22 protein-coding genes are annotated in these 19,641 nt (G+C 35.3%); 11 read left to right on the forward strand and 11 right to left on the reverse strand.

Annotation, left to right across the window (positions count from 1 at the left end; all coding sequences use genetic code 11):
- Window positions 1-197 precede the first annotated feature (197 nt).
- The gene (locus tag C3K47_RS15625) at window positions 198-1,130 is read right to left on the reverse strand and encodes a manganese catalase family protein (protein ID WP_103790092.1); all 933 of its coding nucleotides are present in this window, start codon (window positions 1,128-1,130) and stop codon (window positions 198-200) included.
- Window positions 1,131-1,240: 110 nt separating this feature from the next.
- On the opposite strand from C3K47_RS15625, the gene C3K47_RS15630 reads away from it, so the two are divergent.
- The 4 genes from C3K47_RS15630 (at window position 1,241) to C3K47_RS15640 (ending at window position 2,698) form a co-directional block, all read left to right on the forward strand.
- Window positions 1,241-1,474 (forward strand): hypothetical protein, encoded by a 234-nt coding sequence (locus tag C3K47_RS15630; RefSeq protein ID WP_103790093.1) that lies wholly within the window; start codon window positions 1,241-1,243, stop codon window positions 1,472-1,474.
- Between the two features lie 185 nt (window positions 1,475-1,659).
- A complete protein-coding gene (locus tag C3K47_RS19815; RefSeq protein WP_262508185.1) occupies window positions 1,660-1,791 on the forward strand; it encodes a hypothetical protein in 132 nt (43 codons plus the stop codon).
- Window positions 1,792-1,949: 158 nt separating this feature from the next.
- On the forward strand, window positions 1,950-2,393 hold the full coding sequence (locus tag C3K47_RS15635; RefSeq protein WP_133159399.1) for a hypothetical protein: 444 nt from the start codon (window positions 1,950-1,952) through the stop codon (window positions 2,391-2,393).
- Window positions 2,394-2,401: 8 nt separating this feature from the next.
- On the forward strand, window positions 2,402-2,698 hold the full coding sequence (locus C3K47_RS15640) for a hypothetical protein (protein WP_207765313.1): 297 nt from the start codon (window positions 2,402-2,404) through the stop codon (window positions 2,696-2,698).
- Between the two features lie 109 nt (window positions 2,699-2,807).
- Here C3K47_RS15640 and C3K47_RS15645 read toward each other — a convergent pair whose 3' ends face one another.
- The gene (locus tag C3K47_RS15645; RefSeq protein WP_103790095.1) at window positions 2,808-3,401 is read right to left on the reverse strand and encodes a hypothetical protein; all 594 of its coding nucleotides are present in this window, start codon (window positions 3,399-3,401) and stop codon (window positions 2,808-2,810) included.
- A gap of 144 nt (window positions 3,402-3,545) precedes the next feature.
- Between C3K47_RS15645 and C3K47_RS15650 the strand changes: the two genes are divergently transcribed.
- The 7 genes from C3K47_RS15650 (at window position 3,546) to C3K47_RS15675 (ending at window position 11,004) form a co-directional block, all read left to right on the forward strand.
- Window positions 3,546-3,755: a thermonuclease family protein gene (locus tag C3K47_RS15650; protein WP_103790096.1), complete on the forward strand. Its 210-nt coding sequence runs from the start codon at window positions 3,546-3,548 to the stop codon at window positions 3,753-3,755.
- 178 nt (window positions 3,756-3,933) lie between these two features.
- Window positions 3,934-4,086 (forward strand): hypothetical protein, encoded by a 153-nt coding sequence (locus C3K47_RS19595; protein ID WP_165784715.1) that lies wholly within the window; start codon window positions 3,934-3,936, stop codon window positions 4,084-4,086.
- A gap of 96 nt (window positions 4,087-4,182) precedes the next feature.
- Window positions 4,183-6,528, forward strand: a complete 2,346-nt coding sequence (hsdR, locus tag C3K47_RS15655; RefSeq protein WP_103790097.1) for an EcoAI/FtnUII family type I restriction enzme subunit R — start codon at window positions 4,183-4,185, stop codon at window positions 6,526-6,528.
- A complete protein-coding gene (locus C3K47_RS15660; RefSeq protein ID WP_103790098.1) occupies window positions 6,525-7,994 on the forward strand; it encodes a type I restriction-modification system subunit M in 1,470 nt (489 codons plus the stop codon). Before hsdR ends, C3K47_RS15660 begins: the two co-directional genes overlap by 4 nt.
- Window positions 7,995-8,003: 9 nt before the next feature.
- Complete coding sequence (locus C3K47_RS15665) at window positions 8,004-9,755, forward strand: restriction endonuclease subunit S (RefSeq protein ID WP_103790099.1); 1,752 nt, start codon at window positions 8,004-8,006, stop codon at window positions 9,753-9,755.
- 42 nt (window positions 9,756-9,797) lie between these two features.
- Window positions 9,798-10,754: a hypothetical protein gene (locus tag C3K47_RS15670; protein WP_103790100.1), complete on the forward strand. Its 957-nt coding sequence runs from the start codon at window positions 9,798-9,800 to the stop codon at window positions 10,752-10,754.
- A gap of 34 nt (window positions 10,755-10,788) precedes the next feature.
- Window positions 10,789-11,004, forward strand: coding sequence for a hypothetical protein (locus tag C3K47_RS15675; RefSeq protein ID WP_103790101.1), 216 nt, complete (start codon window positions 10,789-10,791; stop codon window positions 11,002-11,004).
- Window positions 11,005-11,481: 477 nt separating this feature from the next.
- Here the strand turns inward: C3K47_RS15675 and C3K47_RS15680 are convergent, their stop codons facing one another.
- The 9 genes from C3K47_RS15680 to C3K47_RS19820 all read right to left on the reverse strand — a co-directional run bounded on the left by C3K47_RS15680 (window position 11,482) and on the right by C3K47_RS19820 (window position 19,286).
- Complete coding sequence (locus C3K47_RS15680) at window positions 11,482-13,200, reverse strand: hypothetical protein (RefSeq protein ID WP_103790102.1); 1,719 nt, start codon at window positions 13,198-13,200, stop codon at window positions 11,482-11,484.
- An 8-nt stretch (window positions 13,201-13,208) separates the two neighbouring features.
- Window positions 13,209-13,685, reverse strand: coding sequence for a DUF5675 family protein (locus C3K47_RS15685; RefSeq protein WP_103790103.1), 477 nt, complete (start codon window positions 13,683-13,685; stop codon window positions 13,209-13,211).
- A 212-nt stretch (window positions 13,686-13,897) separates the two neighbouring features.
- Window positions 13,898-15,031 carry a hypothetical protein gene (locus tag C3K47_RS15690; RefSeq protein ID WP_103790104.1) on the reverse strand — a complete coding sequence of 378 codons (1,134 nt, stop codon included), beginning with the start codon at window positions 15,029-15,031 and terminating at the stop codon, window positions 13,898-13,900.
- Between the two features lie 70 nt (window positions 15,032-15,101).
- Complete coding sequence (locus C3K47_RS15695) at window positions 15,102-15,461, reverse strand: hypothetical protein (protein WP_103790105.1); 360 nt, start codon at window positions 15,459-15,461, stop codon at window positions 15,102-15,104.
- 12 nt (window positions 15,462-15,473) lie between these two features.
- Window positions 15,474-15,761 (reverse strand): helix-turn-helix domain-containing protein, encoded by a 288-nt coding sequence (locus C3K47_RS15700; RefSeq protein ID WP_103790106.1) that lies wholly within the window; start codon window positions 15,759-15,761, stop codon window positions 15,474-15,476.
- 132 nt (window positions 15,762-15,893) lie between these two features.
- Window positions 15,894-16,754, reverse strand: coding sequence for a hypothetical protein (locus C3K47_RS15705; RefSeq protein WP_103790107.1), 861 nt, complete (start codon window positions 16,752-16,754; stop codon window positions 15,894-15,896).
- A gap of 128 nt (window positions 16,755-16,882) precedes the next feature.
- On the reverse strand, window positions 16,883-18,115 hold the full coding sequence (locus C3K47_RS15710) for a site-specific integrase (RefSeq protein WP_103790108.1): 1,233 nt from the start codon (window positions 18,113-18,115) through the stop codon (window positions 16,883-16,885).
- A 358-nt stretch (window positions 18,116-18,473) separates the two neighbouring features.
- Window positions 18,474-18,794 carry a hypothetical protein gene (locus tag C3K47_RS15715; protein WP_103790109.1) on the reverse strand — a complete coding sequence of 107 codons (321 nt, stop codon included), beginning with the start codon at window positions 18,792-18,794 and terminating at the stop codon, window positions 18,474-18,476.
- A gap of 369 nt (window positions 18,795-19,163) precedes the next feature.
- Window positions 19,164-19,286, reverse strand: a complete 123-nt coding sequence (locus C3K47_RS19820) for a hypothetical protein (protein WP_262508186.1) — start codon at window positions 19,284-19,286, stop codon at window positions 19,164-19,166.
- Window positions 19,287-19,641 lie beyond the last annotated feature (355 nt).

Here is a 19,641-nt window from a genome sequence, read left to right on the forward strand (position 1 = left end):
GTAAAGTCACTACAACCAATTTTATTAGATTCTTTATCATGATTTTAGATATTTAAAAATAATTCAATTATAAAACTAAAGGGTTAAATCCATTGGAAGAATTGATATTGCCGTTCCGCAGAATAAGCTATACTCTACCTCCCAATAGATTTTAACTCCTATTCTTGTCTTTCAGACTTAAATCTCTAAGCCCCACTCTATCTCCTTTTGTCTGTTTTCCCATTTATTTTTGTTTTTGCATCTGTCAAAGCATCCACTAATTCTTGAAGTTCGGGATCTAAACCTGGCGCAAATTCTTCGGGTCTTTCGGGCGAAGGTTTTATAGCAAAATTTTCTTGCGGTTCTGGAAGCGTTGTAAGTGATGATCCATCGTTTGCAGGAGCACTACCGTTAAAAATTACTTCCATTTGAGAAGAGTCAAGACAGAAATGGTATTGTTCACGATTTATGCCTGCATCAATGAGTTTTTTCACTTCCGGATATTTGGAGGAATCAAATTTTGGAATTGGGAGTATTTTATTCCACTCCACACCTAGTGTTTCTAAGGCCTTGGCAAAGGCCATTTCATGAGCCTCATCACGTGCTATTAAAAAGGATACAGTTGAGCGCAACGATTTGTTGCTGGACATTTGATAAATACGGCATTTTTGTAAACGGCCCGTGGATTCTAGAACAAGATTATCCAGGAGGTCCAAAATAAGGTTACCATTATTGTGCACATAACTACCTGACCAAGGATTACCGGCAGCATCAACCGGCAAAGCACCCTGGGCCCCTACAATAAAATGATGCGGATTCTTTTGCTCTTTAGCCATATCCATTGTAGGTTCTCCATTTTCGCCTGGTACACTGAATTTTTTACCGTGGTAACCAGGTGCACCATCGAGTAATTGCGATATGGTTCTACCTATCAGCTCCACATGACTTATCTCTTCCAGGGCTATTCCCTGAATCAGGTCTCGGTATTCTACCGCTTTTCCTCTAAAATTTAAACTCTGAAAGAAATATTGCATCATGGTTCTCATCTCCCCAAACTGGCCGCCAAGGCCTTCTTGTAATGCATTTGCTGCTGAGGGATCTGGCTGATCAATCTCAATAGGATTAATAAGGGTTTGATTGTAATAATACATATTGAAGGATTTTTAATGTTATAAATATTATAACCCACCAATTTGGAACCACAGCTCAAAGTTTAAGAAAAGGCTCTTAATGGGCTGCGTGGACCCTTAAAATTGATTTTGTGATTCTATTAAAGGAGGAAAAGCTTACCGGAGAGAGTACTATTTTCACAAAAGGGGCATTTGGCTTTACTACTATTTTAATTGCTATGCTTCTACCTAACAATACCTTCCATCTGGTAGATTATGTTGATAAAAGGACAAGGTTTTACTCACAAGTGGAATTAGATACCTCCCTGATTTTGAGTATTATCAATAAAAATAACTTTTTAACTGGTACCAGTGAAGCTGTTTAATTGTGATTCTTTGTGGTTTTCTTTGCCCTTGTTAAAAATAAAAGATTTGAATTTGAACGAACCTTGCCGTGTTGTGGAATTAATAACTCTAATAAATCAGCCTGAGGAACAATGCCTTCCCTAAAAAACGGCATAAAATTTCCAGCTTAAACAATTGTTAGTCAATTGATTAAAATTTTAGAATTATGAATAAAGATCCGAAAAAAGCACAAACTGATAATAAATCAGTTTCGCATGGTAAAGATGATTCAAAATCAAAATCTGATCAAAAATCAAATGGTAAAAAAGAAGTCCCCAAAAAAGAAAGTAAAAAGTAGTTTCAGGGGAATTTTTCATCGCAGAAGCGTAATGGAGCAATCCATTACGCTTCTTTTTTGAACCGTGGAGGAGATGACTAGAATGAGGTTTATAGAAGGGAGTAAGATAAAATTGAGCTTATTATAATGACTGGCACGTTTTTTTTATCATGCCTTATATGGAAACGAAAAAAAACATTGCAGCTGCGGTTGTGGGAACCTCTCTTATGACATTGTTCAGTTACTTACTGACTAAGAGTCAAAAAAAGAATTACACAGAGCCAGAAGTTTTGAGTGAAATTGTTGATGAAAACAACTCTTCTGTTTCAGAGAAGGAGGCAAAAGCCCTAGGATGGACGGCTCATTATGGAGTGGGCCTGGCATTTACGAGTGCCTATTCTCTTATTTGGGAACATACATCTATTAAACCTTCAATAGCAAGTGGTGCCACATTAGGAGCATTGAGCGGTTTATTAGGCATTTTGGGTTGGTCACAATTGTTTCAAATGCACCATTCAACAAGTACCACTTATAAGGCAGAATATTATATGCAGCTAATACTGGCGCATATAATTTTTGGTATAGGTGCAGCTAAGGGCTATAAATTAGGAAGCAAATTTTAAGATTTATTATGGACGAGAACTTACAACAGATGAATAAGGATGAACTTGTTAAAGAAGTAATAAAACTGCGTATGGGTATCAGCGAACATTGCGATAGTATCGGGCAGAATTTATGCTGGCATCATCCCAAATTGTTGTCTCTGCTTCCTGAAAAAATAGATCCTAAAATTTCAGTACCCGAATGGTCTGAATTTATGAAAGGATGTATCAATATCGAAAGTCGCTTGATAGGCTTCAACCCCTGCCTGGGCCGAATTGGAGAATACCGCAAGGAAGAAACAGGTTGGACTTTGGAGTCAGGCTAATGCTATTGCACCTCGGGAATGGAGGAAGATGGAGAAATTACATATGAAGTAACAAGCTCCTCAGTTTATTTGTAGTTTAAAGTCTTGCTTGCGTTAAGACTTTACACTATCATTTAGGCCATATTACTTTCGAGTCACCAAGAGACATTCCATGAATATCCTCACTAAAGGATTTGAATTCTTTTTGCTCCTTATCGGGTAGTTGATATACACCATCGGCAATCGGGTTGTTTTTTAAAATTTGATAATAGTGTATAAGAATATCAGTATGTTCAGACGCGGCACTTTTTGTCTGATTTGATTCGTCTTCCCAAAGTTCAAGAGCCAGAGCTTTCAGCGTCCAAGAACTATATTCACGGTACAAAGCATAATTCTCCACGTTAGAATAACCAAAAAGTGCGGATCGAATTTTGGATAAATCATCCGAGTTGCAAATACTGTCCATTTTCCTTACTTGAAAACATCTATTACTGACTTCATAATACATTCTATTAGATTCCTTTTTGTTCGTAAGGTAATTAGTATAAGTAGTATAAGCCCAAGTCATACCTGAAAGTAGCACAGAGGATAAAAAGAAAATTCCAAGAGGAGTATTAAGAAAACTTATAGCCTTATTTTTATTTTTTTGCTCTAATTCATTTCTAATTTGTAGCCTAAATTTCTCTTCCTCGCTAATCCGTAACATGTCTTGTTCTGTTAGCATATTGTTAATCCATTTGATGGTTCAAAAAACAAGGGGTCATTTCGATTGTCGCACAAGGTCGAAAGTAGCATTGAATTTATAAAGATAAACAACAAATAAAATACGGTGGCAAAAATTACTAATAAGGACCGGTAAGTTAGGAGTATCGGAAATGTTTATTTGAACAATTCTGAAATATTAAATGAAAAAATTTTAGCTGCCGGTTATGCTTGGCATTATATGAAATATGATCAAAATCCTGCCTGGGATGAATTGGAGAAAATAGCTAGGAATAAAAAAACTGGACTTTGGAGCCAAGCTGATGCTGTAGCGCATTGGGAGTGGAGGAAGTTTTCAAAATTGAAAGTAGAATAAATTGCAACTGATCAATTAGGACGTGCGAAAAAATAACATCAAAAAGAAACTGTGGTTGTTCAAACGATTTAGAAAACAAATTGATAAATTTGGTATGCAAATTAAGAATTTGTGTTAATCGTCATTTAAAAGATATTTTTGTAACCTTAATCATAATCAATTTACACATCCTATATAAATGAATGAAGTATTAGATCTTTTAAGTAATTATTCAAAAGAAAAACACTCGAACACCCTTTATCAACATATTAATCCTATTCCATATGTTATCAATCCGATAAAAAGCCAGTTATGGGTAACCTTTCAAACACTTTATTATAACAATTTGTAATAAATTAATTTATGGGCATTTACTTTATTTGAGTAACCAATTATAAATAGCAAAAACCTCTTAATGTTGAATTATACATTCAATTAAAATCTACTTATGAGTAAAAAAGAACTTAGCGAATGTGATATTTGTGATCTCTACATTACTCCAGCAATTAAAGCTGCGGGCTGGGATCAGTTTAAACAAATCAGAAGAGAAGTTACTTTAACACCGGGGCCAGTAATAGTGAGAGGTGAATTGTCTGCCCGGAATAAAAAAAAGAAAAAATTTGCCGATTATATACTTTCTTGGGTACCTGGGACAATGATTGCCGTTGTAGAGGCCAAAGATAACACTCACACTGTTAGCCATGGAATGCAACAAGCTTTAGGATATGCTGAAATTTTAGGTTTACCTAGTGCTTTTAGCTCAAATGGCGATGCATTTGCTTCGCATAATAAAACGCCGCAAGATAGTGAGGATATTGAAACCGAATTTCCTTTAGAAAATTTCCCAACTCCTGACGAACTCTGGAGACGTTATAAAAAGTTCCGTGATATCAAAGACGAGGAAACTGATCTTATTCTCCAACCTTATTATACTGATGGGTCAGGTAAGGAACCCAGATATTATCAAGTAGAAGCAATAAACCGAACTATTGAAGCCGTTGCTAAAGGTCAAAAAAGAATTCTATTAGTAATGGCAACAGGTACAGGTAAGACTTATACCACTTTTCAAATAATTTGGCGCCTATGGAAAGCGAAGGCTGCAAAAAGAATACTATTCCTTGTGGATAGAAATATACTTGCTGACCAAACATTGGTGAACGACTTTAAGCCATTTGGTTCGATTATGACCAAAATCAAAAATCGCAAAATTGATCCGTCTTATGAGATACATTTAGGGTTATATCAAGCATTAACAGGTCCATATGAAGAAGACAAAATCTTCAAAAGTGTTACCCCTGATTTTTTTGATTTAATTATTATTGACGAGTGTCACAGGGGAAGTGCCGCAGATGATTCAGCATGGAGAGAAATATTGGATTACTTCAAAAACTCTATCCAAATTGGTTTAACTGCTACACCCAAGGAAACAGAATATGTTTCCAATTTAACCTATTTTGGCGAGCCAGTTTATACCTATAGTTTAAAACAGGGTATTCAGGATGGATTTTTAGCACCTTATAAAGTGGTAAAAATCAATATTGATAAGGATGTTGATGGATGGATACCTCCAGATGGAATGACAGATGATTTAGGGCAAGAAATTGAAAAGCGCATTTACAATCAGGCGGATATGGACCGCATACTGGTGCTTAACCAACGTACAAAATTAGTTGCTCAGCGTGTGATGCAACTTTTAAACGCAACCGATCCGTTTTCTAAAACCATTATTTTTTGTGAGGATATTGATCATGCAGAACGCATGCGAAAAGCAATTGTAAATGTTGCGGGTAGATTGGCAATTGATAATCCCAGGTATGTAATGCGAATTACAGGTGACAGTGTTGAAGGGAAAGCCGAGCTTGATAATTTTATTGACCCGGAAAGTAAATTTCCTGTAATTGCCACCACAAGTGAGTTAATGACAACTGGTGTTGATGCCAAAACATGCAGATTGATTGTTTTGGATAAGACTATCAATTCGATGACCACCTTTAAACAAATTATTGGAAGAGGAACCCGGATAGATGAGGACTTCAATAAGTACTATTTCACTATAATGGATTTTAAAAAAGCAACAGAGCATTTTAAGGATCCAGATTTTGATGGTGAGCCAGTGGTGATTTACAACCCAGATCCTGGAGATGATCCGGAACCACCAGATCCTCCGACTGATGAAGAAGACGATGATGAAACAGATGAAGGCCCGGAAGATTCTGGCACAAAGAAAATAGTTATAAGCGGGGTGCCTGTAAAAATTAAAAACGAACGTATTGAATATCTTGGCGATGATGGTAAATTAATTACTGAATCGTATAAGGACTTTACGGAAAAACAGGTTAAACAAGAATTTGCTTCACTTGATGATTTTTTAAAAAAATGGAATGATGCTGATAAAAAACAAGTAATCATTGATTTACTTGAAGACCACGGTGTATTACTTGAAAATCTGGCTGAATTGGTAGGAAAAGATTATGGCGATTTTGACCTTATTTGTCATGTGGCATTTGACCAACCGCCTTTAACAAGAAAAGAGCGAGCCAATAATGTGAAAAAGCGAGATTACTTTACAAAATATGGAGAGCAGGCAAGAGCTGTATTAAATGGCTTATTGGAAATGTATGCTGATAAAGGAGTACAAAGTATTGAGGATGCTAAAGTTCTTAAATTAAAGCCTTTCAGTGATATAGGAACGCCTCTGGAAATTATTAAAAACATTTTCGGAGGTAAATTGAATTATGAGAAAGCTATTCAAGAATTAGAAAATGAACTATTTAAAAAGGAAGAGACAGCATGAGTAATGTTTCAGGTATTATAAAATCGATTCAGGATATAATGCGCAAGGATGTGGGCGTAGATGGAGATGCTCAGCGTATTAGCCAGTTGGTCTGGCTTTTTTTCTTGAAAATAGTAGATGACAGGGAGTTAGAATTAGAGCTAACAGAAGACGATTACACATCTCCTATACCGGAGGATTTGAGATGGCGCAATTGGGCTACAGATTCAGAGGGGATTACCGGCGACGAATTATTGGATTTTGTAAATGTTCAGCTTTTCCCAACTTTTAAAAACAAGCTGAAAATTGAGGGGGAGGACGGAAAACGAGCCCTGGTTATAAAAAATGTTTTTGAAGATGCTTACAACTACATGAAGTCTGGAACGCTCTTGCGCCAGGTTATAAATAAAATTTGTGAGATTGATTTTAATGCATCTAGGGACCGTCATACGTTTGGCAGTATTTATGAACAGCTTTTGAAAGATTTACAAAGTGCAGGGAATGCCGGTGAATTTTATACTCCTCGGGCCGTAACTACATTTATTGTAGATAGGATTAGTCCAAAGTTGGAAGATACAGTCCTCGATCCTGCTTGCGGTACCGGTGGCTTTTTGACCAATGTAATAGAATACAAACGCCAGCATTTTGTAAAGTCACCAACAGATGAAGCTATATTACAAAAATCAATTTTGGGGGTAGAGAAGAAAGCATTACCTCATATGCTCTGTACCACCAATATGATTTTACATGGTATTGATGTGCCTATCAATATTAAACATGACAATACGCTTGCCCGACCACTCCGCGATTATACTAACAACGATAGAGTAAATGTAATTGTGACTAACCCACCTTTCGGAGGTATGGAAGAAGATGGTATTGAAAATAACTTTCCTGCTACAATTCGTACAAGAGAAACTGCCAATCTTTTCATGGCTCTTATTATTCATTTGCTAAAAAATGAAGGTAAAGCTGCAGTTGTATTACCAGATGGTTTCTTATTTGGTGAAGGTATTCAAACACGGTTGAAGGAAAAATTGTTGACTGAATGTAATCTTCACACAATAGTTCGCTTGCCTAATGGTGTTTTTAATCCTTACACAGGTATAAGAACAAACATACTTTTTTTTACAAAAGGAAAACAAACAGAACAGGTTTGGTTTTATGAGCACCCATACCCTGAAGGTGTGGTGAATTACAACAAAACAAAGCCCATGCGTTTCGAAGAATTTGAGGCGGAAATTAAATGGTGGGGTTCAGAAGAAGATGGTTTTTCGGCAAGGGTAGAAAATGAACAGGCATGGAAAGTTTCAGTTGAAGATATAATTAGTAGGAATTATAACCTCGATATTAAAAACCCTCATATTGGCGAACAAAACAGTCATGACCCTGACGAGTTGCTTAATCAATACAAAGAAGAACAGACTGAAATATCAAAACTTCGAAATCAATTAAAGGAAATTTTGGCAGAAGCCTTATCAAAATAAAATTGACAAATGACAGATAGTATTTTAAAAGGCTTTGAAGTTTGGTCCCATGCTCAAGGAGTAAAATCCAGAGGTAGAGTTAAAAGTATTGATAATATTAGTCTGGAGGGGATTATTCGATTACGTGAACTTATTAAAGAATTGGCTTTACAAGGGAGACTTATTCCTCAAGATTTAGATGAAGAATCAGGTTCAGAACTTTTAAAAAGAATAGATACTGTTTTAACTTCAAAGTACGGGATAGCCTTTTCAATTAAGTTGTCTCGGGATAATTCAACTTTAAACCCATTAAGCTTTCGATATACAATTCCAGATAATTGGACTTGGTGTGAATTGCAAGACATTGCTATGTTTATTAATGGTAAAGCACATGAGCAATTTATTACAGAGGAACCAAATTATATATTAATTAATTCTCGATTTGTTTCAACTAATGGTAGTGTTAAAAAATATACGACAGAAAGATTGACCCCTTTATTTAAGGGAGATATTGCTATTGTAATGAGTGATGTGCCAGAAGGTATAGCTCTAGTTAGATGCTGTATAGTTGAGGAGGATAATAAATATACACTTAATCAGCGTATCGGAGGTATTCTTACTTGTGATGAATTAAGCTCTGATTTTTTAGCCCTTGTATTGGACAGAAATAGGTATTATTTGCAGTATGATGATGGTAAGAAACAGACTAATCTAAAGAAAATACATCTACTTTCTTGTCCAATTCCGCTTCCTCCATTAGCTGAGCAAAAGCGAATTGTAGCCAAAGTCAATGAACTAATGGTTTTGTGCGATCAGTTGGAAGTGGAACACACCAACAACCTTAAAACTCATCAAATACTAGTAAAGACTTTGCTTGAAACTCTAACGCAAGCAAAAGATGCTGATGAACTACAAGCAGCGTGGCAACGGCTCTCTATTTATTTTGATACACTTTTCTGTACTGAAGATAGTATTGATCAACTAAAGCAAACTGTTTTACAGTTGGCTATTATGGGCAGATTAGTGAAGCAAGATCCTAATGATGAGCCGGCGAGTGAATTGGTAAGGATGATCGAAAAGGAAAAAGGAAAATTAATAAAAGAGGGAAAACTAAAAAAGCAATCACCTCTGCCCAAAATAAGGGACGACGAGAAGTTGTTTGAACTACCAATAAATTGGGAATGGGTGAGATTAGGGGAGTTCGGAATAGTGTTTTCAGGAGCCTCTTTTAATAGTAATGATTTCAACCAACAAGGCGGGACTAAAGTCATCAAAATTACAAATGCTGGAGTTGGCAAGTTAGTTGAAACAGATGATTATTTACCAACAAATTTTTTAAGTGATTTTGAGCAGTATGTGGTAAATGAAAATGACCTGATTCTTGCTTTGACCCGTCCATACATAGCTGCAGGATTAAAAATAAGTAAATGTCCCCCTAGCTATAATAAGTCTTTACTTAATCAGCGTGTCGCCTCAATTAGGCTTTTGGAAGGGAATAATTATGTCTTTCTTTATTTACAAAGTTCTTTTGTACTAAACTTATTTATCGAACGTTTCGGAAATTCAGGTCTTCAGCCGAATTTGAAAATAGCTGATGTCACAAATTTGGTTTTGCCAATACCTCCCCTTAAAGAGCAGCAAAGAATTATGTCTAAAGTTGATCAACTTTTTGCTTTGTGCGATCAATTGAAGGAAAGAATAATTAAATCTCAAGAAATACAAGGATTGCTTTCCGAGACTATCTTTGAAAGTGCTGTAGCTCTCAGGAAAAAATTAGAATAAAAAACCCCAATTTCTATATAATTAAAACCACTTGAAAAATATATGACCTTTATCGCTTCTGTAATTGCTAAAGATGGAGTTGCTATGGTTGCAGACTCATTTGTAACTACAATTGAGCATTCTATTGACAAAGATGATTTTATTGATTATTTATCAAAAACTAAATCAAAAACCACCATACCAATAACTGATTTAATAAACTTATTTCAAAGAAGAGCTTCGCATACACGAAATTATGCAGATAAGTTATTTCAGTTTGATGACTACTCTGCAATTGCTACTGCAGGTTCTGCCTATATTAATGGAGTTGAGATAAAGGATATTGTTAAGAAAATTGCTGCAGAAATGCAAATTGATAAATCTGTATATTATTCCAGGGATATTGAAGACATTTTGAAGGAGTTTTGTAACTATATAAAAAAGGACGTTCTGGAGCATCTAACGAAATACGATTGTGGAGAAACAGATTTTATATTTTCTCATTTTAACAGAGCTGCAGATTTACCACAGATTTTCTTAATCAGAATTAAATCACAAACAAAGGATAACCATGATCCAAACGATACTGATATTGTAACATACAGTGATAGAACACATTTGAAAATATTAACCGATGGACAGGATGGCTTTGTTGATAGATTAATCTTTGGATCACTTTATACTAACACACTTGAAATAAAAAATCACTTTATTGATTATATATTAAAAACATTCAAACCTAAAGCTGAAAAAAGAAAGGAAATAATTGAAGCAATTAATGATTTTGAGTTCATAAGGGATATTGTAACCAAGGATTTTTTTTCATTAAAATTTAGGGAGCTAAGTCTCCAAGAAGCAGTAAACCTGGCTGCATTATTGATTAAAATAATAATGGATATCCAGGTTTATACAGAAAAAATACCAACAGTAGGCGGTCTAATTAGGTTAGCAGTAATACAAAAGGAAACAGGTTTTCAATGGATTTCAGGGGATAAGATTTTACCGTCCAAGATAATTTAGTAATTTTACAGACAATTTTCCTATTAATAGAAATATGAAAGCAATCAATAAAAATAATGACTCCATAGCTTGGATCCAGCTTTCTGATAAAATGAGGGATGCGGAGGAAACGAAGTATAGAGATGCCCTTGAATTGCAAAATAAAGTTCATATGATCATGGGCACTAATGATATTAAAATCAGTATTCCCAAAAACTCGAAAGCATTAAATTCATTTAAAGAGAAAGTGCATTTTAGAGCTCCTAAATAATAAAAGTGGCTTTCGCCACTTTTATTATTTAGGAGCTCTAACCGACTAGTCAAAGGTATGTGCAAACAAGTATTGTAAATAATAACATCAATTTTTTAAAGTAACGGGCACGATTTAAGTTTTTCAATGTTTCGTCCATTTACCTCTGATTTCTTTCTAATTCAATTCTATTTACTTGATAATTAACCTTTGCAACTTTGCAAAGCCTATATATGGTTTTGCAAAGTTGCAAAGTCCTAATTGATTGATTTTTAACTATTTAAAAAATAGGTAATGCCGCCTTTTCCGTGGTCTTTGCAAAGTCGGTAAAAGCACCCGTTTGCACCGATTATGGCAATGGGGATTTGAATGATTTGATGTGATTTTACAGCTTCTTTTCAAGAAGTATTACATTCCTTCCAAATCACCTTTCCTTTTAGTACTTCTATATTGTGCAACAGTTACGGGGTTGCGATACTTCTTAGGAGAAGTTAATTTTTAATTAATGCTAGGATACGCTCCTAGGGTAACTTGTACCCTTTGCTCTTGAAAAACATTCGGATTTATTGTTGGCGTTATCAATGTTAGGTAAATTTTATCTCCTGCTTTAAAATGATTTAATGCATCTATTAAGGTTTGACCACTATAAACTGAATATGAACCTATTCTTGTCATAAGTGTACCTGGAGTAATGTTACTCTGATGAAGTGCCCCACCTACTGTAATAGGACCAATAAAAACTCCATTAATATTTTGCATAGAAAGGCTAAATCCATTGGAGATATACAAATTATTTTGGAAAGAAATTGCGTCTATTGTGCCCAATGAAGCTTTAAATTTCACTTCCTCTGAAACTGTAACCGGTTGGGTAACAATATGCTGAATAGATATTACCTTAAATTGATTCCAATTTGCTGCCATACTTTGCATTTCACTACTATTCAATACCCTTCGAAATGAATTATTGGAAATTGCAGAATTACTTCCCCATCTTACCCCATTTGCAATAAAACCTATGTAATCATTTTTGCCTAAAGCAGCAACAGCGGCTTCAAAATTAGGTGTTAAATTGGGATTGTTATTTTGCAATGACTCTACATACTTCAAATGCAAATTTTGCAAAGCTGTATTTCCTTCAGTTATTGCCTTTTCAGCCGCATTAATATGGTTTTGTATTGCTTCCTGCTGAGATAGAGTAGGAAAGAATTTATTTTCAAATTCTTTAACCATTTGATCATCGGCATCATACATTTCAATTGTTGTATTGGATATACTGCTAGAATTGTATTGTTGATTTATTTGTTGGTCAAAAGATGATCTGATTGATTTCTGGCTACTGCCCAAACCCAAAAAAGACCAACCGCTTGAGGTTTGACTGACACTACTTTGATAAGCTTCACTTAAAAATTGATTTACAATTGCAGTTGCATCTATATGTGCACTAATGGTACTACTTTTAGAATCTTTGAATTTATAACTAAATAATATTTGACCATTACCGCCTGCGATAAGATTCTTGACATAATCAGACGGATTATCAATAGTAATTTTACTAAGGGACTTGCCTGTAGTAATCCATGTGGCAGGAATGCGTTTGGTATAAACAACTTCACTTCCCGCTTCAACTATTATCTCTAATTCTGTCAATGAGATTATTTGAGCTTTGTAGCGAGTATTATAGTCGTTGATAAGCTGCTGTTGTGGAGTAATTGCGTTGACTTCGTAATTATTCGCCATTGTCATAATTTGATTATATAAAATGGGATCCGAATTCACAAAAGGATTAACTAATGGTATTCCAGCAGAATTCTTTACTATTGGAGAATAAAAAGACTTAATTGTACTATGACCGTTTATGGCGGCATCAATTGCAGCTTTTTGACTTTCGTTAGGTAATGCTAAATCTTGGGTAACTGGAATAATCATAGCCCTAATATTTTCATCACTTTGATAAGTTTCACGCCCCTGTTGGTCAATGAACTTTATTTTAGTCAAATCCAGTTTGAGAATAGGCAATAAATATATTCTGGCAGTGGCACCATTTACTGCATTTTCATAGAAGCCATGAGCTGTATAGGGATAATACTTCCCATTATTGTCAATGGCAATGTAGTTTTCAACGTCAAATCGGTTAGAATTTGGAGTTACCTGAGAATATGCAGAGTAAATACTGGGAAAGAATATAATAGCTAAGAAGATGAAATAATTTTTTTTCATATTGTAGACTATTTAAATGTTATCGTTATTTTTTTGTTGGGTGTACTGTTCGGATTATCAGTCCCATAAAATGCATCTTTTAACTTTGAATAGGCTGTTGAGCTATTAAGAACACTACAATTATCAACTTTGGCATCTGCGCCAACTAAAATACATCCCTCAGTTTGTTTAGTATAATTACCCATATGAACTTGTACACCAGTTCTATTAGGTACATTTTCTAACTGAATTCTCCACTTATCAGTTTTGTCATATCTCAATATTCCATTGTAAGTTCCTACAGGTATACAACTAATATTATTTAAATTGTCTTTCCATGGCAACTCTAGTGAATAACAAATTACTTCTCCATCCGCAATTAAGTAGCCCATAGTACAATTGCTCGATGATAGTTTTCTTTCAACTATCAATTCGAATTTGTTTTGTGAGGAACCAGCTGTAGAAAGTAATACAGATAATATCATTGTTAATAATGTGAATTTCATATTTTTTGTATTTAAAATAGGTTTTTTCAAATTACACTTTCGGTGTTTTCCTTTAGGTAGGTACTATTGGTTGCGAGCTAATAAAATAAAATAAAACTAATTTAACTATTTGTAAAATAATAAGTTTAATTTTTATTATTGGCAATAAAAGCAGAAATAGAATAAAAGGAAGGAAAAAGACTGAATCAATATTTGGAATTTTGAGTTTGATTTTAATTATTTAAGAAATAAACAATACCGCCTTTTCCGTGGTCTTTGCAAAGACGGTAAAAGCTTCCGTTTGTACCAATAATGGTTATGGGAATTTGCATGATTTGCTTGATGCGGTTTTCAAGGGTTCGTGGTTTACAATCGAATTCTTCCGTCAATAAATCAAACAATTGCTTCTTGCTCATTGGTTCTGTTAAGGTGTGTCCCAGGAAGTCGCACATTTCCTCCAAATCATTTTTCTTCTGCAATTCACCCAACACATCTGCTACTTTTTCGGGAGTTGCTAAAACTAACCCTTTCTCTTCATCAGAATATTGAGAATAAAAGGGATCATGTTTTCTGGAACTACGGCATTTTAGATAAGTAACTTTAATAAGGTCTGAAAATCGTCCATTGGCATCCTTCTCAAAACCTACCTGAATGACAGTGGATGCCTTGTTCATAATCTCGGTACCTAAATGGCCTCGTGCTTTATCGCCAGCACCCGGATTTTCATGGATCAAGCAAAGAAAAGTTACATCATAACGATTGATGCTTTGGTTCATCATGTCAATTAATCGCATACTGTCTTTAGTATCGTTGAAATTAAAAATACAGTCGGTAACTACATCGAGTACAATAAACAAATGGTTTTTATATTTTACACGAACATATTCCAGGTAAATATTGAGCATTTCGAATCGTTCTTCCCGTTCAAATTCTAACAATGAGATGTAGTCGAAATTTTGGGGATGATCTTCAATTTGATAACCTGCCTTAATTTGAATTTGCTGTAAAGAATACGGCAATTGCTCGGATAGATTGCGCTCCGTATCGACATAACATATGGCATAAGACTTTTGCAGGTCGGTTGTGAAATTCAAGAGTTCACGTTTATACATCGGCTTTTTTAACAATACGCTACAGATGGCTTCGGCCAAACGACTTTTATGCACTCCGGCTTTTCCCTGGATTACATTTATGGTACGTGGAAAGAATACAGAATTTTCGTTTTGCCAAAGAATGGGCGAACTGAAGGTGATCGGCATTGATTTATTACGTTGTATTTTCTTGCGGGATTCTAAGAGCCGATCCAGGCGATCATCTGGAGCCGGCTGTATTTCATTGATATTTTTAGGAGGGGGTAAATGAATCATAGTATAGAGATGATTACACAGATTTTATATGAGATTACACTGATAGAAAAAGGATTACACTGATATCAGCTTATATCTCCATGAAGTAAATTTTAAAGGTAGAAAACTCTTTACGGACAGTGATTACATAATCTAAGGGGTGTTTGCCGGATATTTTCTTGTACTTCTCGATGCAGTCGTCAATGCCCAATAGTATTATTTGGAAGTTGAGATTTTCCATTCTGTATAGCAATTCTGTAATGAGGTCAAAGCGGGTCTTATCATATAAAACCCGTTGATATAAGCGATATAGTTCGTTTTCATCCGCATTTGCTTCTCCCCTCTTTTTCTTATAAAACTCCACGTAGGATTTGAGCTTTTCTCCATCGGTTTCCATTACGTCTTGAATACTGCTTAATAGTTGGTGCCAGTTTAAATTTTGAGGATTCATAAAGTAGACGAATTAAAATTTACCAGGTTTAAATGATTTGTTGTAGTGCTTGCGTAATAATTCCTGAACGTCAACTAGCTTGTAGTAAATTTTATTACCAATTTGAGAAAAGGAGATTTTGCCTTCATCGCGCCAAGTTTGGGCTGTACGCTTGCTGATTTTTAATAACTGCAGAAACTCAGAGTTATCGATAAAAGTCTCTCCAGCATCCTTTTGTGGTGCACCAACTTTTTGATTGATTTCATCCAGACGATTAAGGATAGTTTCGTACTGATCTTTTGTTAAAATGATTGCTTCCATGTTTTTTGTTTTATTGGAAGCAAATGAGGGGAAAAGGGAAAAGTCCAACAGTCCTAAAAATGGTCTTTTAGGACTGTTTTTATTGAAACATGCGCTTTTTGGAAGTACGGGAAAGAAATTTAAATTGCTGATTTAGGACCTTATTAAGGACTCTATATCTATTTGCTTATTTTCTTTGGGGCGTTTGTCGATCCGGGAAGGATTTAAAATGGTTTTCATCGTTTCTACTGAAATCTCTCTTCCATCTTTGTCTAAAAAAGTTTGAGATATTAGTTCAGCTGTTTGTTGAACAGTTAAATCTAGGTAAGATTTGCCATTGGTTTGCCGTAGACTTGTTAATTGAAAGAACAAGTCGCCGAGAACATTTACATTCCCTAACCAACGTGCTTTAATTACTAATGTGGATTTAGGTTGTCCGTACTTTTCATCGAGTTCTGCAACCTGATTAATCTTTTCAATTTCAAGATCAATTTGAGCATCAAATTCGGGTTTAATAGGTTTGGGCTCCTCATGTCGGAATTGCAAATACTCTGTTTTACACTTTATTAAATACTTTAATTTTTCAGGATAGGAATCAAGCTTGCAGAGTTCTTTTGAGACCTCATCAAAATCAAATTTCCGGTATTTTTTAAAGAGCCTAAGCTCTGCATCTTTTAATTCATCTACCACCAAGGCATGTTTCATTAACCAGCCTAAGGTTATAAAGCGATCCTTATCCTTGTCTACCCTACCTGCCAATAACATACGAAGAGAATGTAACCATGAGATGGGATCAGTTAATCCTTTAATTTGATGCTTTACAAATTCCTGGCATTCTTCGAGTTTCCAGTTTTCGAATTTTTTAATTAGAACGGAACAATATTGGATATTTTCAATTTGTTTGATACCCAAGAAGTCGTCTGTAACTAAATCGTAAGGGTGGGCTTTGGAGATAGCAGTATTAACCACCAATCGCTCGTTAAAGACGATAGGTAAATTTAAATCGTTTGACATAGCAGAATAAAGAAGTAGATTGTAATACAATTTTATCAAATTGTTAACAAAACGAGGCAATCAAAAGTAAATAAATGACATATTTGTCATCTTACTTCTAATATTATCAATAGAATTAAGCTGAAAACTTACAAATTTGTAGGTGTAGGGGCTGCTTTTTCATTAAATATTTCCATCGCCTTATCAAGATCCTCGTTAACAATTTTCGCATAAATCTGTGTGGTTCTGATATCACTGTGACCAAGCAATTTGGAAACATACTCGATGCGCATTCCTTTTTTAAGTGCTCGGGTTGCAAAAGTATGACGGGCAATATGAAAGGATAGTTTCTTCTCAAAATTCAATTTACCTGCTAACCACTTCAAATTTTTATTAATATAAGCTGTATGGGTTGAAACTTCCCGAAATAGAAAGTCCTTATCTTCATAATCCATGGCATTGTTGAAAATTGGAAAAATGAAATCCGCTGCTGATTTGGTGCCTTTCTTGTATTTAGCAATAATCTCAAGAGCCTTGCCCGGGAGCTTAATAGATACTACGCTGCCAGTTTTTTGAGTTTGCAATAAAATCCTTTCACCATCGAAGTTTTCCCATTTTAATTGGAGCATATCGGAAACTCTAATTCCTCCAGCATAAGCCGAGAAGATAAACATATCACGATGTGTATCGACTTTAGTAAATGGAGTTAGCTTATATTCTTCTATCTTTTTTATTTCATCCTCGGTAAGGAATTCACGAGTGCCTGGCTGCCTTGTGATTTTGAACTTGTAAAAGGGATTCTTATCAATGGTTACCATATCTTCATTGATGGCCTCTTGAAAAACTCGACGAATAAATTTTAGATTATGGTAGATTGTGTTATGGCTATTATGATAATGGGTCTTCAAAAATGCTTCATATTTTTTTAACCAAGCTACATCTATCTCATCAAAGTATAAGTCGCCTGTGGGGGTAAAAGCTTCAATCTTTTTTAAAAGTGATTTATACTTACGGTAGGTGCTGAGGTTTTTCCTTTCAAGATGTTCCAGGTATTTATTTGCGAAGGGTCCGAAAGAAACTGCGGGCTTACCGATAACCATTTCCTTCATGGATTTTGGAGATACAGTTTTCGATTTCGTTTGTAAATCCAAAATGATGTTTTCGGCTTCAGCAATCTTATTGGTCAAATAATTATTAAACCTTTGAGAGTTGGGATGCCCCTTTTTAATCCTTAGTTTTTTTTCGTCCCAAAATTTAGGATCAATCTTTATTCCTACTGAAATAAATTTGGCTTTACGATCCTTTATGATACGAAGGTAAAGTGGAGCTTCTCCTTTAGAGTCTAACTTTTTTGATCTAATAACAACAGTTGTAGATGCCATAATTATAGTATTTAGAGTATAAATATGATATTCTAAATATACGAAATGGGTACAACAATGGGTACAACATTTTACAGTATTACTAATATTTTTTGCTTTAATCCATTATACTAAAGTGCCTCTAATGGCCATAAATGAAGTATTTGATAACAAAACTGCACATTCGAGCGCATTTTCCTGAGAGCCTCCGGGTCCACAAACGAAAACAGAAAAGCCTCATTCAGCACTGAATGAGGCTTTTCTGTTTTTATATCATTTACTTAAGCGACTCGTCCTGAAATAAGCTAACAGATTATTGAATAAATTCTGTTTGGGTTGGGTTAATAATTACAACTACTGAACAGAAAAGTCTTTTGTTTTATATATTCCACGAAGTGACGCTATCTCTTAATACTTTGGGTAAAGGGGGATTGTTCCAGTCTTTGCCTTTTGATCTAATCAATTTCAATACAAACTCTCCTTCAGGAACCCTTCGACAATTTTTCGCCTCCGCGGTCGGCGGACCGAATATTTCCGACGGAACTGCGTCCAGTTTACCTTCAAACCTTACCGCACAAGGCCGAAACTGGCCAAGGTTCCTTACGGAAATATTGAATGATGTTGCTTTGATGCCAAGATTCCTTGTGTGAACACTGAATGAATTTGCATCTGAAGTGCATAATGTACTTTGTAAAATCATTGTATTCGTGCGCTGGGAAGACAAAACGGCGGGCCATGCGTTTGACTGTGGGAGGTAGCTTCGTTTTGTCTTGATTCTTTGGATACTTTTTTCAGCGAATCATTTGTTTTTTAATGGCCTTCAAGAATCCATAAATGGATTTCTCATCAAGGAGAAAGTATCTAGGCGTTCGTCCGGCTATGAGGCCGACCATCAGATGTTTAATACGCTTATAGTCATTCAACAATGAATTTCATATTGAACTAGCTATCCGCCTGTCCAAACGATCAATTTCAACAGGATTTTTTATTGCAGCTGCCTTCGGCAATTTTTCGCCTCCATCCTGGTTGAACCGGGATCAGGACCTATTTTACAAAGTCACCGCCTTTTCTAACGATCAATTTCAACAGTGATTTTTATTTCACCTGCCTTCGGCAATTTTTCGCCTCCACGGTCGGCTGGACCGAATATTCCCGACGGAACTGCGTCCAATTCGCCTTCAAACCTTACCACACCGGCCTGAATTGGCCAAGGTTCCTTACGGGAATATTGAATGGTTTTGCGCTATCAAAGTTGTGGCAAATTAGTTTGGGTTTTACAAATAAAGTTTCCACTCAACAGCGAATGAGAAGGGTGAGAAGTACGAGATATCTACTCTTAAGTCGGATCATACTCGACGTATACTAGACGCATACTAGACGCATACTAGACGTATACTAGACGTATACTCGACGCATATACCATATTGACCCGTCCTGAAATAACTATACAGATTAGTGAATAAATCCTGGATTAACTATACACTGGATGTTGTTAATCCTAATTAACCTATACAGGCTGTTTTTCGAAGTTACTTTTTTTAGTGTTA

The sequence above is a fragment of the Solitalea longa genome (assembly GCF_002920915.1).
Taxonomy (GTDB): Bacteria; Bacteroidota; Bacteroidia; order Sphingobacteriales; family Sphingobacteriaceae; genus Solitalea; species Solitalea longa.

Coding starts and splice junctions, on each gene's coding strand:
- C3K47_RS19815 (WP_262508185.1), top strand. CDS start 1,660: ATGAATAAAGATCCGAAAAAAGCACAAACTGATAATAAATCAGTTTCG.
- C3K47_RS15625 (WP_103790092.1), bottom strand. CDS start 1,130: ATGTATTATTACAATCAAACCCTTATTAATCCTATTGAGATTGATCAG.
- C3K47_RS15640 (WP_207765313.1), top strand. CDS start 2,402: ATGGACGAGAACTTACAACAGATGAATAAGGATGAACTTGTTAAAGAA.
- C3K47_RS15710 (WP_103790108.1), bottom strand. CDS start 18,115: ATGGCATCTACAACTGTTGTTATTAGATCAAAAAAGTTAGACTCTAAA.
- C3K47_RS19595 (WP_165784715.1), top strand. CDS start 3,934: ATGAATGAAGTATTAGATCTTTTAAGTAATTATTCAAAAGAAAAACAC.
- C3K47_RS15670 (WP_103790100.1), top strand. CDS start 9,798: ATGACCTTTATCGCTTCTGTAATTGCTAAAGATGGAGTTGCTATGGTT.
- C3K47_RS15700 (WP_103790106.1), bottom strand. CDS start 15,761: ATGGAAGCAATCATTTTAACAAAAGATCAGTACGAAACTATCCTTAAT.
- C3K47_RS15635 (WP_133159399.1), top strand. CDS start 1,950: ATGGAAACGAAAAAAAACATTGCAGCTGCGGTTGTGGGAACCTCTCTT.
- C3K47_RS15680 (WP_103790102.1), bottom strand. CDS start 13,200: ATGAAAAAAAATTATTTCATCTTCTTAGCTATTATATTCTTTCCCAGT.
- C3K47_RS15705 (WP_103790107.1), bottom strand. CDS start 16,754: ATGTCAAACGATTTAAATTTACCTATCGTCTTTAACGAGCGATTGGTG.
- C3K47_RS15660 (WP_103790098.1), top strand. CDS start 6,525: ATGAGTAATGTTTCAGGTATTATAAAATCGATTCAGGATATAATGCGC.
- C3K47_RS15665 (WP_103790099.1), top strand. CDS start 8,004: ATGACAGATAGTATTTTAAAAGGCTTTGAAGTTTGGTCCCATGCTCAA.
- C3K47_RS15645 (WP_103790095.1), bottom strand. CDS start 3,401: ATGCTAACAGAACAAGACATGTTACGGATTAGCGAGGAAGAGAAATTT.
- C3K47_RS15695 (WP_103790105.1), bottom strand. CDS start 15,461: ATGAATCCTCAAAATTTAAACTGGCACCAACTATTAAGCAGTATTCAA.
- hsdR (WP_103790097.1), top strand. CDS start 4,183: ATGAGTAAAAAAGAACTTAGCGAATGTGATATTTGTGATCTCTACATT.
- C3K47_RS15715 (WP_103790109.1), bottom strand. CDS start 18,794: ATGATTTTACAAAGTACATTATGCACTTCAGATGCAAATTCATTCAGT.
- C3K47_RS15675 (WP_103790101.1), top strand. CDS start 10,789: ATGAAAGCAATCAATAAAAATAATGACTCCATAGCTTGGATCCAGCTT.
- C3K47_RS15690 (WP_103790104.1), bottom strand. CDS start 15,031: ATGATTCATTTACCCCCTCCTAAAAATATCAATGAAATACAGCCGGCT.
- C3K47_RS15685 (WP_103790103.1), bottom strand. CDS start 13,685: ATGAAATTCACATTATTAACAATGATATTATCTGTATTACTTTCTACA.